Annotated in this window: 17 protein-coding genes and 1 pseudogene; 15 read left to right on the top strand and 3 right to left on the bottom strand. The window is 70.2% G+C overall.

From position 1 onward, the window contains the following. Positions 1-755: 755 nt before the first annotated feature. The 4 genes from AC0GKK_RS28345 (at position 756) to AC0GKK_RS28330 (ending at position 4,141) form a co-directional block, all read left to right on the top strand. Positions 756-1,526, top strand: coding sequence for a winged helix-turn-helix domain-containing protein (locus AC0GKK_RS28345; RefSeq protein ID WP_489884208.1), 771 nt, complete (start codon positions 756-758; stop codon positions 1,524-1,526). 283 nt (positions 1,527-1,809) lie between these two features. Beyond that, a complete protein-coding gene (istA, locus tag AC0GKK_RS28340; RefSeq protein ID WP_210026967.1) occupies positions 1,810-3,081 on the top strand; it encodes an IS21 family transposase in 1,272 nt (423 codons plus the stop codon). Next, entirely contained in the window at positions 3,082-3,918 is an 837-nt protein-coding gene (istB, locus tag AC0GKK_RS28335) for an IS21-like element helper ATPase IstB (protein WP_245350810.1), read from the top strand. Positions 3,919-3,994: 76 nt separating this feature from the next. After that, complete coding sequence (locus tag AC0GKK_RS28330; protein WP_489884207.1) at positions 3,995-4,141, top strand: hypothetical protein; 147 nt, start codon at positions 3,995-3,997, stop codon at positions 4,139-4,141. A 68-nt stretch (positions 4,142-4,209) separates the two neighbouring features. On the opposite strand, the gene AC0GKK_RS28325 is transcribed toward AC0GKK_RS28330, so the two are convergent. Next, on the bottom strand, positions 4,210-4,740 hold the full coding sequence (locus AC0GKK_RS28325; protein ID WP_337826897.1) for a hypothetical protein: 531 nt from the start codon (positions 4,738-4,740) through the stop codon (positions 4,210-4,212). A 340-nt stretch (positions 4,741-5,080) separates the two neighbouring features. Here AC0GKK_RS28325 and AC0GKK_RS28320 point away from each other — a divergent pair, with 340 nt between their 5' ends. The 8 genes from AC0GKK_RS28320 (at position 5,081) to AC0GKK_RS28285 (ending at position 12,516) form a co-directional block, all read left to right on the top strand. Further along, positions 5,081-5,809: a hypothetical protein gene (locus AC0GKK_RS28320; protein WP_489884206.1), complete on the top strand. Its 729-nt coding sequence runs from the start codon at positions 5,081-5,083 to the stop codon at positions 5,807-5,809. A 253-nt stretch (positions 5,810-6,062) separates the two neighbouring features. After that, positions 6,063-6,527: a PaaI family thioesterase gene (locus tag AC0GKK_RS28315; protein ID WP_253066973.1), complete on the top strand. Its 465-nt coding sequence runs from the start codon at positions 6,063-6,065 to the stop codon at positions 6,525-6,527. A gap of 132 nt (positions 6,528-6,659) precedes the next feature. Beyond that, positions 6,660-7,607: a LysR family transcriptional regulator gene (locus AC0GKK_RS28310; protein ID WP_253066974.1), complete on the top strand. Its 948-nt coding sequence runs from the start codon at positions 6,660-6,662 to the stop codon at positions 7,605-7,607. A gap of 85 nt (positions 7,608-7,692) precedes the next feature. Beyond that, positions 7,693-8,265 (top strand): thioesterase II family protein, encoded by a 573-nt coding sequence (locus AC0GKK_RS28305; protein ID WP_489884245.1) that lies wholly within the window; start codon positions 7,693-7,695, stop codon positions 8,263-8,265. Positions 8,266-8,402: 137 nt separating this feature from the next. After that, on the top strand, positions 8,403-9,722 hold the full coding sequence (locus AC0GKK_RS28300) for an ABC transporter substrate-binding protein (protein WP_489884205.1): 1,320 nt from the start codon (positions 8,403-8,405) through the stop codon (positions 9,720-9,722). Next, positions 9,719-10,636 carry a carbohydrate ABC transporter permease gene (locus AC0GKK_RS28295; protein WP_337826899.1) on the top strand — a complete coding sequence of 306 codons (918 nt, stop codon included), beginning with the start codon at positions 9,719-9,721 and terminating at the stop codon, positions 10,634-10,636. The genes AC0GKK_RS28300 and AC0GKK_RS28295 overlap by 4 nt, the downstream gene beginning before the upstream one ends. After that, positions 10,629-11,426 (top strand): carbohydrate ABC transporter permease, encoded by a 798-nt coding sequence (locus AC0GKK_RS28290; RefSeq protein ID WP_253066995.1) that lies wholly within the window; start codon positions 10,629-10,631, stop codon positions 11,424-11,426. Before AC0GKK_RS28295 ends, AC0GKK_RS28290 begins: the two co-directional genes overlap by 8 nt. Before the next feature lies 1 nt (position 11,427). Beyond that, the gene (locus tag AC0GKK_RS28285) at positions 11,428-12,516 is read left to right on the top strand and encodes an ABC transporter ATP-binding protein (protein WP_253066996.1); all 1,089 of its coding nucleotides are present in this window, start codon (positions 11,428-11,430) and stop codon (positions 12,514-12,516) included. A 59-nt stretch (positions 12,517-12,575) separates the two neighbouring features. On the opposite strand, the gene AC0GKK_RS28280 is transcribed toward AC0GKK_RS28285, so the two are convergent. Both AC0GKK_RS28280 and fdxA read right to left on the bottom strand, forming a co-directional pair. Then, positions 12,576-13,394, bottom strand: coding sequence for an MBL fold metallo-hydrolase (locus AC0GKK_RS28280; RefSeq protein ID WP_253066997.1), 819 nt, complete (start codon positions 13,392-13,394; stop codon positions 12,576-12,578). Positions 13,395-13,507: 113 nt separating this feature from the next. Next, the gene (gene fdxA / locus AC0GKK_RS28275; RefSeq protein ID WP_489884204.1) at positions 13,508-13,822 is read right to left on the bottom strand and encodes a ferredoxin; all 315 of its coding nucleotides are present in this window, start codon (positions 13,820-13,822) and stop codon (positions 13,508-13,510) included. A gap of 3 nt (positions 13,823-13,825) precedes the next feature. On the opposite strand from fdxA, the pseudogene AC0GKK_RS28270 reads away from it, so the two are divergent. From AC0GKK_RS28270 to AC0GKK_RS28260, 3 genes and pseudogenes are all read left to right on the top strand, one after another. Then, positions 13,826-14,158 (top strand): annotated as a pseudogene (locus AC0GKK_RS28270) (transketolase C-terminal domain-containing protein); the annotation flags it as partial. Continuing rightward, entirely contained in the window at positions 14,155-14,916 is a 762-nt protein-coding gene (locus tag AC0GKK_RS28265) for a biotin/lipoyl-containing protein (RefSeq protein ID WP_337826901.1), read from the top strand. The pseudogene AC0GKK_RS28270 and the gene AC0GKK_RS28265, both read left to right, overlap by 4 nt. 197 nt (positions 14,917-15,113) lie before the next feature. After that, positions 15,114-16,052, top strand: a complete 939-nt coding sequence (locus AC0GKK_RS28260; RefSeq protein ID WP_337826902.1) for a recombinase family protein — start codon at positions 15,114-15,116, stop codon at positions 16,050-16,052. Positions 16,053-16,413: the final 361 nt, after the last annotated feature.

Genomic DNA, 16,413 nt, shown 5'->3' with positions numbered 1-16,413 from the left:
GGGCGATCCGAACAGGCGTCGGCTACCCCAGTCCGAGGCTGCGGGCAGTAGGAGTGAACGCGCCTAGGGCCGGCTCCCCAGCGCGTCGGTGGGGCACGCAAGCGTCGGGGCGCCCGTCGGATGGACAGCGACGGATACGAGGGGTGTGTGGGTTGCCGAGCGCAGCCGCGCCGAGCTGACCTTGCGCCGGCACGGGCGAAGCGGCGTGGGCGGGGGAGGACGAATCGAGATCGTGTCGCTGGAAGGCACCGGCCGAGCACCTGGTGGCGTCCCGCTCGACCACGGAGCGGGGTCGTGTGGCTGTCCCAGTGCTGGTGACGAGCCGCCCTCCGCGCGACCCGCCCGTAGTCGGACCTCGTCGAGCGCATCCCCGGGCCACCCGGCCGGCGGGGTTGTGCAGGCGGGAACGGCGCTCCTGCCGTGACCGAGTCAGGCGGCTCGGTGTGCTGCGTCGCGACACGGGCTACCGTCAGTGACTGTCGGATTGTCCGGCCCGGTCATCAGGTGCCGCGGCTCCGATGCGGGCCCAACGCGTAGCGCGGGCACGCGCGTGCGCGTAGAGACTCCGCTGGTCAAGCGCGACTCGCCGGACAGTCCGAGACAAGTCCGGTGCTGGACAATTACGCTGCGTGGCTGGAAGAAGCGAGCTCCGGTGGGCGCTTCGCGCGTCGGTCCTGGTTTGCTACCGGTCTGAAGTACGGTGCGCGGATCGCACGAGAGGGACGGCGGGACGCTGTGGTGTCAAGGAGGGGAGGGTGACGGAACTGCCGCCGATCACTGCCGGCGAGCGCCTCGCGCACGAGATCCGCGGGCAGATCCAGTCGGGCGAGCTGGTCCACGGAGCGCTGCTGCCTGCGACCCAAGCTCTCGCCCGCGAGTTCAACGTCTCGGCGAGCACCGTCTCGAAGGCGGTCAACCAGCTGAAGGCTGAGGGGCTCATCGTCACCGCTCATCGTTCGGCACGAGCGGTCAACAACCCCCCGGCCAGTCCGGGGAGCCACGGTCCGGCGAGGGCCGTGACCGTGCTGGTAGCCGGAGTCTCCAGCTCACAAGTAGCAACAGTCGCTACGGCACTCGCTCGCCGTACTCATTGGGCCCTGTTGAACTTTGAAACGCTCAGCGCCCCAATTATCGAAGCTGCTCATGAACAGCCCGGTAACCTGGGAAGAGGCAGGGAATCGAAGAATCGTGGCGCTGCTGCCTCCTTGAGCGCGGTTGCGGCCGATGCCCTGATTCAGGCTGCTGTCGAGAATGTTGAATGCGAGACGTCCAGCATTATTGCACTCCCCGCAGCCGAGGGGGACACACCCTCGGGGTGGTGCAAGAAAGTGGCGGATAGCATTGCCGAGGCAGGCGGGAATGCCCGGTTCGTGGATGTTCGAGAATCATCCGAAGATCGTGATGGGTGGACAGCCCACGCGCTGAGCGATGATGCCCGTGGTGAATCTTTATCCGTCGTTTCGGTTAATCCCGCGGCCCTGGCGGAAACTCGACTCGACGAACTAGTCGCGGCTTTGCGCGGCTGATCGCGGCAGCGATCGAGCGCTCACGGTTTGGACTCACGCAGACCAAGGGCTGCTGCCGGAGCATCTCCGGCGGTCGCCTGTAGGGGTGCCGTTAAGGAGCATGTCACCAGGGGCAAAGTAGCCGGGTGTGGATCAAGCGCTAGCTTGCGTTCCGGCTGTTCAGGCCGCTGGGCGGGAGGCGCGGGATGGCGCGAGTGCTGGAGCTCGACGAGCTGTCGACGACGCGCTGAGACTGACCCTCTAGCGACGGGTTGGGACTGACCCCTCCATCGAGGCTGGAGGGGTGATCACGTTGGAAGAGTGGGCTGAGGTCCGTCGTCTGCACCGCGCCGAGGGCGTGCCGATCAAGGAGATCGTCCGCCGGCTGGGACTGGCGCGAAATACGGTGCGGGCGGCGTTGCGGGCCGACGCGCCGCCCTCGCGGGAGCGTGGACCGCGCGGGTCGTTGGTGGACAAGGTGGAGCCGCAGGTCCGGGCCCTGCTGGCCGAGTATCCGAGGATGCCGGCGACGGTGATCGCCGAGCGGATCGGCTGGACACACTCGTTGACCATCCTCAAGGACCGGGTGCGTGAACTGCGGCCGTTGTTCGCCCCTCCCGACCCGGCGGACCGGATCGAGTACGCCCCCGGTGAGCTCGCGCAGTGCGACCTGTGGTTCCCGCCGGTCCCGATCCCGGTCGGTGCCAGCGGGGCGCGGGTCCTGCCGGTGTTGGCGATGACCTGCGGCTTCTCCCGGGTGACGGACGCTGTGATGATCCCGTCCCGCAAGGCCGGCGACATCCTGGCCGGGATGTGGGAGATCATCGCAGGGTGGGGCCGCTGTCCCCGCACGCTGGTCTGGGACCGCGAGGCCGCGATCGGCGGCACCGGGCGACCCGGCGTCGAGGCAGCTGCGTTCGCCGGGACGCTCGGGGTGCGGATCAAGCTCACCCCGGCACGGGACCCGGAGTCGAAGGGACTGGTGGAGCGGCGCAACGGCTACTTCGAGACCTCCTTTCTGCCCGGACGCAGCTTCGTCTCGCCGTTCGACTTCAACGCCCAGATCGAGACTTGGTTGACCGAGGTGGCGGGCGCCCGGCACCTGCGCTCGATTGGGACCACCCCCGCCACGCGGTGGCCGATCGACCGGGCCGCGATGGTCGCCCTGCCGCCGGTGGCGCCGCAGGTCGGGCTGACCGGGCGGGTTCGGCTGGCGCGTGACTACTACGTGCGCGTCGACGGCAACGACTACTCGGTCAACCCGGCCGCGATCGGCCGGTTCGTCGACTGGATCGCCACTCCCGCCCTGGTCGCGGTCACCTGCGCCGGGCAGATCGCGGCCACCCACGAGCGGGTCTGGGCCAGCGGTGCCACGGTGACCGATCCCGAGCACCGGGCCACCGCCCGCGCCCTGCGCACTGCGTTCACCGCCGCCCGTGACCGCGCCCGCCATGACACGCGCTCCCACACCGATGGGCACGTCGTGGCCCTGCGCGCGCTGCCGGATTACGACGCGCTCTACGGCGTGAACTTCGACCCCGCACCCGACCCGACCGCCACCGCTGAAGGGCAGTAGATGACCACCCCGAAGACGACCGCGACGACCAGCACGACAGCAGCCACGGAAGCCACGAAGACCGGTGGCGTGAGCACCGAGCTCGGCTCGAAGCTGGCCTACCTGACTCGCGTGTTGAAGACGCCCACGATCGCCCGCGTCTGGGACGACCTCGCCGCCCAGGCCCGCGACCTGAACTGGTCGCACGAGGAGTACCTGACCGCGGTCCTGGAGCGCCAGGTCGCCGACCGTGAGTCCGCCGGCACCACCATGCGCATCCGCACCGCCCACTTCCCGGCCGTGAAAACGCTGGAGGAGTTCAACCTCGACCATCTGCCCTCTCTGCGCCGAGACCTGCTCGCCCATCTGGCGACCGGCACGTTCGTGGCCAAGGCCGAGAACGTGATCCTGCTCGGACCGCCCGGGATCGGGAAGACCCACCTCGCGATCGGGATCGGGGTCAAAGCCACCCAGTCCGGGCACTCGGTGCTCTTCAACACCGCCGGCAACTGGATCACCCGCCTCGCTGCCGCGCACCAGGCCGGGCAGCTGGAGGCCGAGCTACGCAAGATCCGCCGCTACAAGCTGATCATCATCGACGAGGTCGGCTACATCCCCTTCGACCACGACGCGGCGAACCTGTTCTTCCAGCTCATCGCCTCTCGCTACGAACAGGGCTCGGTCATGGTCACCAGCAACCTGCCCTTCGGACGCTGGGGCGAGGTCTTCGGCGACGAGATCGTCGCCGCCGCGATGATCGACCGCCTCGTCCACCACGCCGAGGTCCTCACCCTCTCCGGCGACTCCTACCGCACACGCGCCCGCCGCGAACTCCTCGCCAAAGACCGCGACAACTAGCACGAACCGGGCACACAGGGGTCAATCCCAAACCGTCGCCAGGGGGTCACTTCTAACCCGCCGTTGACACGAGCTGGTGGAGCACTTCACGCTGTTGCCCGACGAGTCGGCGTTGCTACGCAACAAGTTCGGTGCGACGCGGCTGGGATTCGCGTTGCTGTTGAAGTACTTCATCCGGGCGGGACGGTTCCCGTCCGGCCGGGGTTCCGCAGCTAACGTGTGATCTGGTGCATGATCACGGGCGTTGGTGCAGGTCAGCGGGGTGAGACCTGGTCCGGTCGTTCGAAAGCCCTAGTAACACGACTTAACCCGAGATAGGGCCGTTGAGCTGCTACGGACCGTGTAAGATCTGGTGGCGTGTTCGTGCGTACGTCGACCCGGCGGAACCGGGACGGGTCGAAGGTGTCCTACCTGCAGTGAGCTCGCGGTCTCGATCCGGCACCGGTGCGGCTGCGACGGGTGGAAGCTGACCACCTTCGCCGCACCCGCAGCCAGCCGCGGATCCACCGGGGCAGCCCGCAGATAGCGGCCGACCTCCGGCACCGCGAGATGCGCGACCTGCCGCCACGGACGACGACCGTCGAGCACCTCCATCAGCAGAGCCAGCGTGCGAAACGCCGTCCGCACGGCGTCGCTGCTCGGGATCAGGTCCCGAACCAGCGGGCCGACGGAAACGGTCGGCTCCGGGTCCTGCTCGGCAATGTGGCCGCAGGTCGGGCAGGGCTGGACGACCGGCGGCTCGGTGCCGACGCGTCCGAACTGCGGCCGGTCGTTGTCAGTGGCGTTGGGGTTCTCCTCGTGGTTGCGGGTCGGGGACGGCATGGCGACGGCTCCTCTGCTCCGGAAGGAACCGGCCCGAGAAGCTGGCAGTAGCCGGTGGGCCGGTAGCGGGGCGCGGTGCGAAGCGCCCGCCCCTGTCGCCCGACTCCGCCCGACTCCGCCCGACTCCGCCCGGCGAGGCTCGCGGGCAAGAGCGGCCGCAGGCCGTCGGCGCAGCCGATGCGCAGCACCCTTTCCCGTGAGACCGGGCGGAGTAAGCGGCCCACCTGGAAGAACAGCCCGGCCGAAGGCCGGTCCGAGGCACGCCAGTGCCCGCCTCGCAGTTGTCCACAGGACGTCATTGACCCCGTTCGGAGCCTCGAATCTGCCCTAGCGTCGAACAGTGCCCGAGAACCTGATCGTCCATCTGCATGCAGCGGCCCCGGCAGCTCGAGCTCTCGTGGTGGCGGAGCTCGAACTCGCGGAGGCAGCGAGGCGAACCTCAGATTTCGCCCGAGCCATGGTGCCCAACGGTCACCCCAGCCGCCACGAACCTGGAACGCTTGTGCGCGACGCGCTCCAACTCATTGATCATGCGCGACAGGTACTCGCAGCAGCGAGCCGTCACGAACTGGCTCAAGGCATGGACGACGCAGCCATCGCCCGTCTCGTCGACTCCGACAGCCCTCGGCTCGCCGCCGATCTGATGAGTGCGGCGGGCCCCATCTTCGGCGTGCGTTCTGAGAACATCGCCGAGAGGCTCTTCGAGCTCGACACGTGGGTCTGCCGCCACATTGAGCCCGACGACCCGATCGCATCGGGGCAGCCGGTCACCGACGCGACGACCCGCCACCTGACGCTGGAGACAACCCCGGAGCGGCCCGCTGGTCCGGACGGCCCATTGCCGCCGCGGCATACCCGGAGGACGCTAACGATCATGGCAGTCGACGTCCGCCTCCTCGACGGACCCGCCGAGGGTGTGACCGCTCACTACGGGTACATGTCGATTCCCCTGCCGAGCCTGTACTGGTCGGACGGCCGAACTAGCCGACAGGCCGTCTACCACCGGGTCGAGGACTACCCGGACCCCGACGGCGCCTGGCTCTACCGGGCCGCGGTGCCGCCACCCTGACCGGTGCCGGTCGAGGTATCGGGGACTCAGGTCCGCCATCATCCCTTGTCCACCCACAACGGCACGTACTCGGCGGCCTCCCGGTCGAGGGCCGCTCATGGCGTTCGCCGGCAACTTGGCCGCGCACGACGCCCGGCACCTGGGTCGCGACCTTCGTCCGCGATCGGGCGATCAGCCCTGCCTTTCGCGCCCGTCGTCGCTTTGCTGCGATGCGTACCGTCTCGCAGCGTCCGGACTCGGAAGGGGAGTGCCCATGACCAATGTCGACGAACGGGCCCACGAGGCAGAACGCGCCGAGCAGTATCGCGCCCTCGTCGAGTACGGCTTGACGGCCGGAATCGGGGTGGGCCATTCGCTCGGGATCACCCTCGAGGCGATCGGGGCAGGCCGCGCGGTCTGGACGATGCAGCCGTCGACCCGCGCCGCCGATGCCCACTACTCCGTCGCGGGCGGCGTCCTGGCGACCCTGATGGAGGCGGCGATGGCCAGCGCGGTCCATGCGGCGCTCCCGCCCCGAACGACGTACACGGCGGCCGGACTCTCGATCGCCCTGGTCGGCAAGCTCCGGGTCGACGATCCCGAGGTGTGCTGCGAGGCCCACGTGGTGCACTGCGGCAGCAGAACGGCGACCGCCGACGCCCGGGTCATGACCGCGGACGGCAGGCTGGTGGCTCACGGAGGAGCCTCGTTCCTGGTGTTTCCGGTGCCTCAGGGTTGAGTTCACTGAGGGAGGTGCGAGAGAGGTCACAGGGTCGATCGGCCGCCACCCCGGGTCGAGTTCCGTCAACGTTCACACACCGTTGCACCTCCTCGCTTACGGTCGGATCCTCTAGGCGAGGAGACCCCTTCCATGGAACTGCGACATTTGCACTCCTTCCTCACATTGGCCGAGGAGCTTCATTTCGGCCGTGCCGCCCAACGTCTGCACATGGCCCAACCGTCACTGAGTCAGCAGATTCAGAGGCTCGAACAGAGCCTCGGCACCCAGCTCGTCGCCCGATCGTCGCACGAGGTGCACCTGACTCCCGCGGGCGAAGCCTTCGTGGTCGAGGCCCAGGCCGTGCTCAGCCGAGTGGACCGGGCCAAGGAGACCACCCGCCATGCGGCGGAGGGCCGCGCGGGCACGGTGCGAGTCGGATGCAATCTCCCTGCGGCGCAAGGTGTCCTGCCACGCGTGCTCGCCCGGTTGCGTAGCGAGCTGCCGGATGTGGTGGTGGCCCCCCGGGAGATGTGGACCGGGCCTCAGCTGCGCGCCCTGCAGGCGGGGGACATCGACGTCGCGATGGTGTACGGACCCCCGCCCGACGGGGACTGGGGACACCAGCGCCTGCTGCGCACCCCGCTGGTCGCCCTCGTCGGTGACCGCCACCCGTGGGCGTCGCTCGGCCAGGTGAGCTTCGCCGAGCTGCAGGGCCAACAGTGTCTGCTCTTCCGCCGCGAACGCAGCCCCGCGATGTACGACCTGATCACCCACACCGCCGGCGCCGCGGGCTTCACGCTCGACGTCGTCGACCAGGTCGAGGACCCGGTCGCGACGTCGATCGTGGTGTCGATGCGGAACGTGGTCGGGTTCTGCTCTGCGTCCCGGGCGGCGGCCGTCTGCGCCTCGGCCGTCGGCATCCGGCCCGTCACCGTGGCGCTCGTCGATCCGGTACCGGCGCTTGAGCTGTACGCCGTGTGGCGGTACGACGTGGACAACCCGCTGGTCGAGGAGTTCGTCCGCTGCCTGAAGGCGAGCGCTCCGTTCGGCCAGCCGGGGCGCAGGCCCGCCGCCGCCGTACGCGCTGTCGGAGCCTGAGCTCACCGATTCCACTGTCGAAACTATCGGCCGAGAGCCCATGGCTCTGGCGCGCCGTCGGCCCGAACGGGGTGGGTGACGATCACTGGCGATCGCACCACACTTCCGCCCCGGAGACGCGCTCGCCGACGCCGCGCTCGAGGCCGTGCTCGGGGTCGCCGATCGGCCTTTCGCGCTGTTCGGCCACAGCATGGGCGCCTCGGTGGCCTTCGAGGTCACCCACCGGCTGCGCCGCGAGGGGCGGGCTCCGACAGCGCTGTTCGTCAGCGGTCGCACCGCGCCGTCGTGCATGCGGACCGACCGCGTGCACCTGCGTGGGGACGACGCCCTCCTCGCCGAGATCGCCGAGCTGGGCGGGACCGACCGGGCGTTGCTCGAGTCCGCCGAGATCCGCCGGATGGTGCTGCCGGCCCTGCGCGCCGACTACCGCGCCGCGGAGTCCTACCGCTGGTCGGGCGGTGAGCCGCCGCTGACCATCCCGCTGCACGTGCACGTCGGGGACCGTGACCCCAAGGTCCGGGTCGACGAGGCACGGGCCTGGCGGGCGCAGACGGACGGCCGGTTCACCCTGACGACCTATCCGGGCGGGCACTTCTACCTCGCCGGGCAGGTCGGCGCGCTCGGCGCCGCCGTCGCCGCGGAGCTCGTGGCCGCGTGAGCGGCGGCATGGGTGGCGGCATGAGTGGCGATGTCGATGGGCCGATCGGAAGTGGCCCGTCGTCCCTGGTCACCGGTGCCCGGTGATCGAAGGATGACGCCCGGGCGGACCCCCGCCTCCCGAACAGAGGATGGACCATGAACCGGATCGCACGGAGTGCCGGAGCGCTCCTCGCAGCACTCGGGCTGGCGACCGTCGCCGCCTGTGGTGGCAGTTCCACCGACGCAGGCACGGCCTCGCCCACCACGCCGGTGGAGCTGACGTTCCTGGGCTACAGCGTCGGCACCCCCGACCTCGGCGGGCAGGCCATGCAGGCGCTGATCGACGAGTTCCAGGCCCAGAACCCCGGCATCACCGTGAAGACGCAGCCGGTGGCGGTCGCGGACGTCCTCACCAAGCTGAAGGCGGACACTGCGGCGGGCAGCCCGCCGGACGTTGCGCAGATCGGCTGGAGCAAGATGGCCGAGGCCTACGCCGACCTGCCGATCGCTCCGGTGCAGGAGCTCGCGGGTGACGAGTGGGCTGACCACGTCGGCGGCCCCACCCCGATCGCGCCGAACCTTCTCGAGGCCGTGGCGAACGAGGGCGTGGTTAAGGCCATGCCGTTCACCATGTCCGTCCCCACCCTCTACTACAACGCGGACCTGTTCCGCGCCGCGGGCCTGAACCCGGACACCCCGCCGACCTCGATGGCTGAGATCGGCGCCGCGGCCCAGGCCATCGCGCGCAGCGGTGCCGCGGGCACCTACATCGCGGCGGCGGACGTCGGCAAGTCCGACTACCTGACCCAGTCGCTGATCAACACCGCCGGCGGCTCCTTGGTGGGCCCGGACGGCCAGGTGACCGTCGACGGGCCCGAGGCCGTGAACGCGCTGGCCCAGGTCCAGGCACTGACGACGTCGGGGGCCCAGCCCGCCATCTCCACCGCCGACGCCATCACGCTGTTCGGCTCCGGACGGCTCGGCATGCTGCTGGCCAGCACCGGCGCGCTGGCCTCATTCGAGAAGGCCTCCACCGGCAAGTTCGAGCTGCGCACCGCCGCGTTCCCGACGATCGACGGCAAGACCGCCAAGCCCACGTACTCCGGCGCCGGTCTCGCCGTGCTGGGCGACGACAAGGCCCGGCAGCAGGCGGCCTGGAAGTTCGTGAAGTTCATGTCGACCCCCCATGCCTACACCACTTACGCCAAGAAGATCGGCTACCTGCCGCTGCGTCCGGCGCTGGCGAACGACCCCGCCTACCTGAAGGACTACTTCGCGCAGAACCCGCGGCTGCTCCCCGCCCTGTCCCAGCTCGACACCGTCGCGCCCTACCAGGTCTTCCCCGGTGGCCAGGCCAACCGCGCCGTCGTCGTCCTGCAGGACGAGGCGGTGGAGCCGATCGTGCTCCGCGGCGCCGACCCCACCACCACGCTGAAGGCGGCGGCCGACAAGATCCGCTCCCTGTCGACGCGGTGACGTCCACCCTCGACAGGGCGGCCCCGCGGGCCCGGGCAGCGCAACCCGGCCCGCGGGGCCGCCCGTGGCTCTATCTGGTCCCGCTCGTCCTGGCGCTCGGGGTGTGGGTCTACGGCCCGCTGCTCTGGACGGGCGTGCTGTCCCTCCTCGACTGGAACCTGATCTCGCCGAACCCCGAGTTCGTCGGCGTCGACAACTTCGTCGCGGTGTTCGGCAGGCCGGAGACGACGAACGCGCTGGTCCGCACCGGGTACTACGTGCTGGGGATGCTGCCGTTCGCCACGGTGATCCCGATGACGCTGGCGATCCTGCTGTGGCGCAGGCCCGGCCGGGCCGCCGACGGCTACCGGGCGCTGCTGTTCTCCCCGGTGGTGCTGGCCCCGGTCGCCACGGCGATCTCGTGGCAGTTCCTGCTCAGCCCCCAGCAGGGCCTGGTCAACACGGTGCTGAGCGGTGTCGGCCTGCCCGCGCCGAACTGGCTCGGCGACCCGCGCACCGCACTGCCGGTGATCGTGCTGGTCACGGCGGGCAAGATCGTGGCGCTGAACATGCTGCTGTTCTCGGCCGCGCTCGCGGGGGTCGACCGCCGGGCCATCGACGCCGCCCGCATCGACGGTGCCACCGAGTGGGAGACCACGCGGTTCATCGTGCTCCCCCAGCTGCTGCGCACGATAGCGCTGCTGTCCGCGCTCTGTGTGATCGTGGCCGGTCAGTGGGTCTTCACCAACGTCGCGGCGCTCACCCGCGGCGGCCCCGACGGCGCCACCGACAACATCTACTACCGGCTCTACACCGAGGGCTTCGACTTCTTCGACGCCGGGTCCGCGTCCGCCCTCGCGGTCGCGATCACGCTCGCCCTGGCCCTGCTCTTCGGCGCCGCGGCCCTGTGGAACCGGAGGCGCTCCCGTGCGTGAGCTGCGTTGGCACACCACATTGCTCGTCACCGGGCTGGCCGTGTCCTTCCCGCTGGTCTGGGCCCTGCTGACCTCGTTCCGGCCGCAGAACGCGATCTTCGAGATCGGGCCGTCCCCGGTGTCGGTGGCGAACTACGTCGACGCGGTGACCCTCTTCCCGATCGGGCGGCTGCTGCTCAACTCGTTCGTGACGGCCCTGGGTGTGACCGCGTTGCAGCTGCTGGTCGCGGTGCTCGCCGCCTACGCCATGCTCAGCCTGGGCGCTCGCAGCCTGCGCTGGGTGCTGGGCGCGGTCACCGTCTCGCTGGTGGTGCCCCTGCAGGCCATGGTCATCCCCCAGTTCCTGATCGCGACGGGTCTGGGGTGGCGCGATTCCTACGTCGGGCTGATCGTGCCCCAGCTTGCCTCGTGCGGGCTGGCGGTGCTCCTCATGTGGGAGCACACCCGGTCGATCCCGAAGAACCTGCTCGGAGCCGCGGCGATCGACGGCGCGCGGCCCGCCGAGACGCTCTGGCACCTCGTGCTCCCCCAGCTCCGCCCCGGCCTCGGTGCCGTCGGCATCCTCGTGTTCGTCACGACCTGGAACGAGTACCTCTGGCCCGCGCTGATCGCCCCCAGCCCCACGAACACGACGATCCAGCAGGGGCTCGCGCTGTTCAACAACCAGGAAGGCGGCAACCCCGGCCCGCTGCTGGCCGCCTCCGTCCTGGCGTGTGCCCCCGTGCTGGCGGTGTACGCGATCTTCTCGCGGCGGATCACCGCTGCGTTCCTCCAAGCCGGAAGGCGTTGACGTGACCCTGGAGAAGGAGCTGACGGACCTGCCCACGGCGGGGGCCGCGGGCATCGAGCTGCGGGGGATCCGGCACCGCTACGGGACGATCCCCTCGACCGGCGCGCTCGCCCTCGACGTCGAGCACCTGGCCGTCCCCGACGGCTCGCTGTCGGTGATCGTCGGACCGTCCGGCTGTGGGAAGTCGACGATGCTCTCGATCGTCGCCGGGCTGCTGGCCCCCACCGAGGGGCGCGTGCACGTCGGCGGCGTCGACGTCACCGACGCCGCTCCGGGGGCCCGCGGGCTGTCAATGGTCTTTCAGGACTACGCGCTCTACCCCCACCTGACGGTCGCGGCGAACATCGGGTTCGGCATGCGGCTGGAGGCGCGGCACTCGCGCGGCGCGGGACCCGGCCGGGCCGAGATCGACCGCCGGGTCGGCGACGTCGCCGGGCAGCTCGGCCTGTCGGAGTTCCTCGGCCGCAAGCCCGCCCAGCTGTCCGGTGGGCAACGCCAGCGGGTCGCGCTGGCCAGGGCGATCGTGCGCAGGCGCCGGGTCCTGCTGCTCGACGAACCGCTCTCCAGCCTGGACGCCCAGCTCCGTGCCCAGGCGCGCGCGGAGCTCGCCCGACTGCACCGCGAGCTCGGCGCGACCGTCGTGATGGTCACCCACGACCAGTCCGAGGCGCTCTCGATCGCCACGCACCTGATCGTCATGCGAGGCGGGAGGGTCGTGCAGGCCGCCGCCCCCGACGAGGTCTACCGCCGCCCGGCCGACGAGTTCGTCGCGACCTTCGTCGGTAGTCCGGCGATGAACGTGCTCGAGCACGAGGGGACGCGGTGGGGATGGCGTCCGGCGGACGGCGTGGTCCACAGCGGCGGCTCGGGGACGTCGACCGGGGGTCTAGTCCTGGACGGGACCGTCGACATCGTCGAGTTCGCCGGGCACGAGCGCCTCGTCCACTGCCGCGGAGCACGCAACGGCCGGTGGTCGTTCACCGAGCCCATCGCCACGCCGCGCGCGGTGGGCGACCACGTGCACGTCCTCGTGCAGGCCGGGGACCTGCACCGGTTCGACCCCGACACGGGTGTCCGCCTCGACGCATGAGGACGGGGGACGGTGGTGGCCCGAGACCCCACCGTCCCCCGTTCGGTCGGTACTGCCGGTCAGACCGGGAACACACGCCCCGGAGCCGCCAGGTGCACCGGCCCGGTGAAGGACTCGGACGCCTCGGCGCCGCGGGCCTTGAGCCAGTCGGGGTCCGCGGTGACGAAGTGCGTGAGGACGAGCTCCCCCACGCCTGCGTCCCTAGCGACCCGACCCGCGCGGGTGGCACTCATGTGACCGTCGGAGACGTCATCCGGCAGCTCCAGGGTCGACTCGCAGAGCAGCAGGTCGGTCCCGCGGGCGAGCTCGGTGAGCCGCTCCACGTCGCAGGTGTCCCCGCTGTAGACCATGCTCGAGCCGTCGGGGCCGGTCACGCGCATCCCGCAGTTGGACATGGTGTGCTGCAAGGGACGCAGCTGCACCCGGCAGTCGCCGATCACGAGGTCGTCGCCCGGTTCGTACTCCCGGATCTCCAGCGCGCCGTGGAACGCCAGGTCGAGCTCAGGCCGGGTGGGGATCGGGAAGACGCCGGCGAGCCTGCCGAGCGCCTCCCGACCACCGACGGGCACGTAGAGCGGAATGGGTCGGTCGGGCGGCGTGCTGGTCACGGGCAGGGTCGGAAACGACTCGGCATCGAGGTGCCGCGTCATCAGCACCGCCTTGCCGAGCGGGAGCACGTCGTAGCAGTGGTCGGTGTGCAGATGGCTGATCACGATCCCGTCAAGCGCGGCGGGCGTGGTCGACGCGGTGAGCGCGGTCACCGCACCCGGCCCGCAGTCGAGCAGGATCTGGGTCGAGTCGGTCGAGACGAGGTAGGCCGAGCTGGCCTGCCCGTCGGCGGGCATGGCCGCCCGGCATCCGAGCACAGTCACGTTCACGGGTGGAATCCTCCCTGGCGACACCGCGATGTCATGCGGACTTTCCCGATCCAATGGTCGCGATCACGTCGAGCAATCGCCGAGCCGTCAGCGGGTACTCGGTGTGGTAGGCGTCAGTCGGTGGAGCGACCGGGCAGCCCGCGGACGAGCGGCGCGTCTCGGTCGATCGGGCCGGTCTTCGCCGCGCCACCGGGCGAGCCGACCCCGGCGAAGAACTCGGCGTTCGCGGTGCCGTAGGCCGCGAACGAGTGCGGGAGGTCCTCCTCGTAGTAGATCGCCTCGACCGGACAGACGGGCTCGCAGGCGCCGCAGTCCACGCACTCGTCGGGATGGATGTAGAGCATCCGGCCCCCTTCGTAGATGCAGTCGACCGGGCACTCCTCGATGCAGGACTTGTCGGTGACGTCGATGCAGGGCTCGGCGATCACATAGCTGCCACCGAGGGCCGTGACGTCGGTGTCGTGGACCTGCGATCGATCGTGCCGTTCGACGACCAGACCGTCTGCGCCGAGGTGCGTCAGACTGGGCGCGCGGTCGTCGTCGCCGAGGCACCGGGATTCGCCTCAGTCGCCTCGGAGATCGTCGCCCGGGTCACCGAGCGTTGCTTCCACCAGCTCGAGGCTCCGATCCGACGGGTCACCGGATTCGACATCCCCTACCCGCCGCCGAAGCTGGAGCAGCGTTTCCAGCCCGATCCCGACCGGATCCTGGACGCCGTGGACTCCTTGCAGTGGAACCGCCCCGAGGGATCGACCGCGGCATGAGCACCAATGTCTTCGCCCTGCCCGATCTGGGTGAGGGGCTCACCGAAGCGGAGCTGGTCCGATGGCTGGTCAGCGCAGGCGACAACGTCGCCGTCGACACGCCGCTGGCTGAGGTCGAGACAGCGAAGGCGACCGTCGAGGTGCCCTCGCCATACGGCGGCGTCGTCAGCGAGCTACACAGCCGCGAGGGCGACACGATCGCAGTCGGCGCGCCGATGGTCTCCTTCACCGACGACGCCGACCTGCCGGGAACCGAGACGGACACCCCAGGCTCTCAGGCATCCGGGCACTCAGGTCCCGTTTTGATCGGCTATGGCGTCCAGGGAACGGCGCCCTCGCGACGCCGCCGTCGACCGGCCGCCGGTTCCGAAAGCCTGCCAGGCTCCGCGATATCGCCGCCGGAGGACGAGCTTGCGCCTCCGTCTGCCCGGCCGGCAGTGCAGTCTCCCGCCGTGCGGAACCTGGCCCACAGCTCGGGACTTGACCTCACCACCGTCCCTGGTACCGGCCCGGACGGGCTGATCACCCGACAGGACGTAGAGCAGGCAGCACAGCTGCCGGCGGGACGCCTTACCGGAACCGACCCGACGGACAACTGGTCCGACCCAGCCTGGCACGAAGCCCAGGCAGTCCGGCTCGGCTCGGGCAGTCCCAGCCACCAGAGCGACGTCACAGCGCACCTTGCCCGAGCTCAGCTGCATGCGACCCTCGCAGTGGCGCTCCGACTCCGGCGAGTCGAGAAGACCGTCGGGCAGTAGGACGCGGCCGACCGGCCAAAGCTCAACTCGCGGACCGCTTCGAGCGGCAAGCGAAGACGGTTCGATGGATCCAGTAAACGATCGTTTCCGGCACCCATGTAGCCGCGGCTGAAGGCCCAGCTACGATGAGTCTCTGATCCCGGTACCGGAATCATCATCCCGGAACCGCTCCGCACGGGGTTAAGGAGACTCTCGCCGTGACGAGGTACGGGTACGCGCGGGTCTCCACCCGCGAGCAGAGCACCGACCATCAGATCGACGCGCTCGCCGCGGCCGGGGTCGCGCCGGAGAACGTGTTCATCGAGAAGGTCTCCGGCAAGCTCGCCTCCCGCCCCAAGCTCGACACAATGCTCGACCGGCTGGTACCCGGCGACCAGGTGGTGGTCACCCGGCTCAAGCGGATCGGGCGCTCCCAGCAGCACCTGCTCGACCTCGTCCGCGGTTTCGGAGACAAGGAGGTCGACTTCGTGGTGCTCGAGCAGGGCATCGACACCGCCACCCCGGGCGGGCGGCTGGTGTTCCACTTCCTGGCCGCGCTGGCCGAGTACGACCGGGAGATGATCGTCGAAGGCACGATGGACGGGCTGGCCGCCGCCCGGGCCCGCGGCCGCGTCGGCGGGCGGCCCGCGGCGCTGTCGCAGCGCCAGCTCGACACCGCCCAGCAGATGTACGACTCCGGCCGGCACACCGTCGACCAGATCGCCGACACCTTCCGGGTCGGGCGCAGCACCCTCTACCGGGCCCTGCACGCTTACGGAGACGGCGGCGACTGTGCGCTGATCATCTACCGCAACGGCCGCTCGAAGATCGACCACACCAATCGGCGCTACGGCGAAACCGGCGCCGGCGAGAAAGCCCAGCTCGAGGCCGACCGCAAGTGGTTTCCCATCGCGCCCGCCCGCCGGGCGCGGCTCAAGGCGATGGTCTACGTCGTCGACGGTGTCGTGGCCCGCGTCCGCGCCGTCACCGGCGACCTCTCAGCGTGGGACGACGACGACCGCGGATACGCCGACGTGCCCGTCGGCCCGCCCCTGACCGACCTGCAGATCGCCCGCCAACTCCCGACCCTAGGCATCAGCCTCGGCGACCAGCGCCCGCACGTGCGCGGCAAGCTCCGCGAGTACGTGTCGCTGTAGCCGCCTGCGCCAGCCCGCTGCACTTCCGCGCCCGCGACAAGCAGATGCGACGCCTCTCCCCGAGCTACTTCGCCCCTGGCGACATGCTCCTTAACGGCACCCCCTGTAGCCGGCAGCGCAGTCGCGGCGAGGGTGAGGTCGGGCCGCACCAGTCGGTCGCAGCCCACGGGCTCGACGAGCTTGGTTGCTAGAGCGCAGGTCTGAACGGCGGCCCCCCGAGCGGGCAGGGCGCTGCGCCGATCGAGCGAAGACCGCGAAGCCCCTTCGAACCTGTTGCCGCAGGTCACAGCGGAGAGTGCGAGCGCGAGCGGGATGCCACTCCCGTCCAGTTGGCTATACGGGCTTGTTGTTTTGTACTGCT

The organism is Pseudonocardia sp. P-1, from assembly GCF_058111925.1.
Note: the sequence above shows the minus strand (reverse complement) of the source record. Positions and strands in the feature narration are given on the sequence as shown.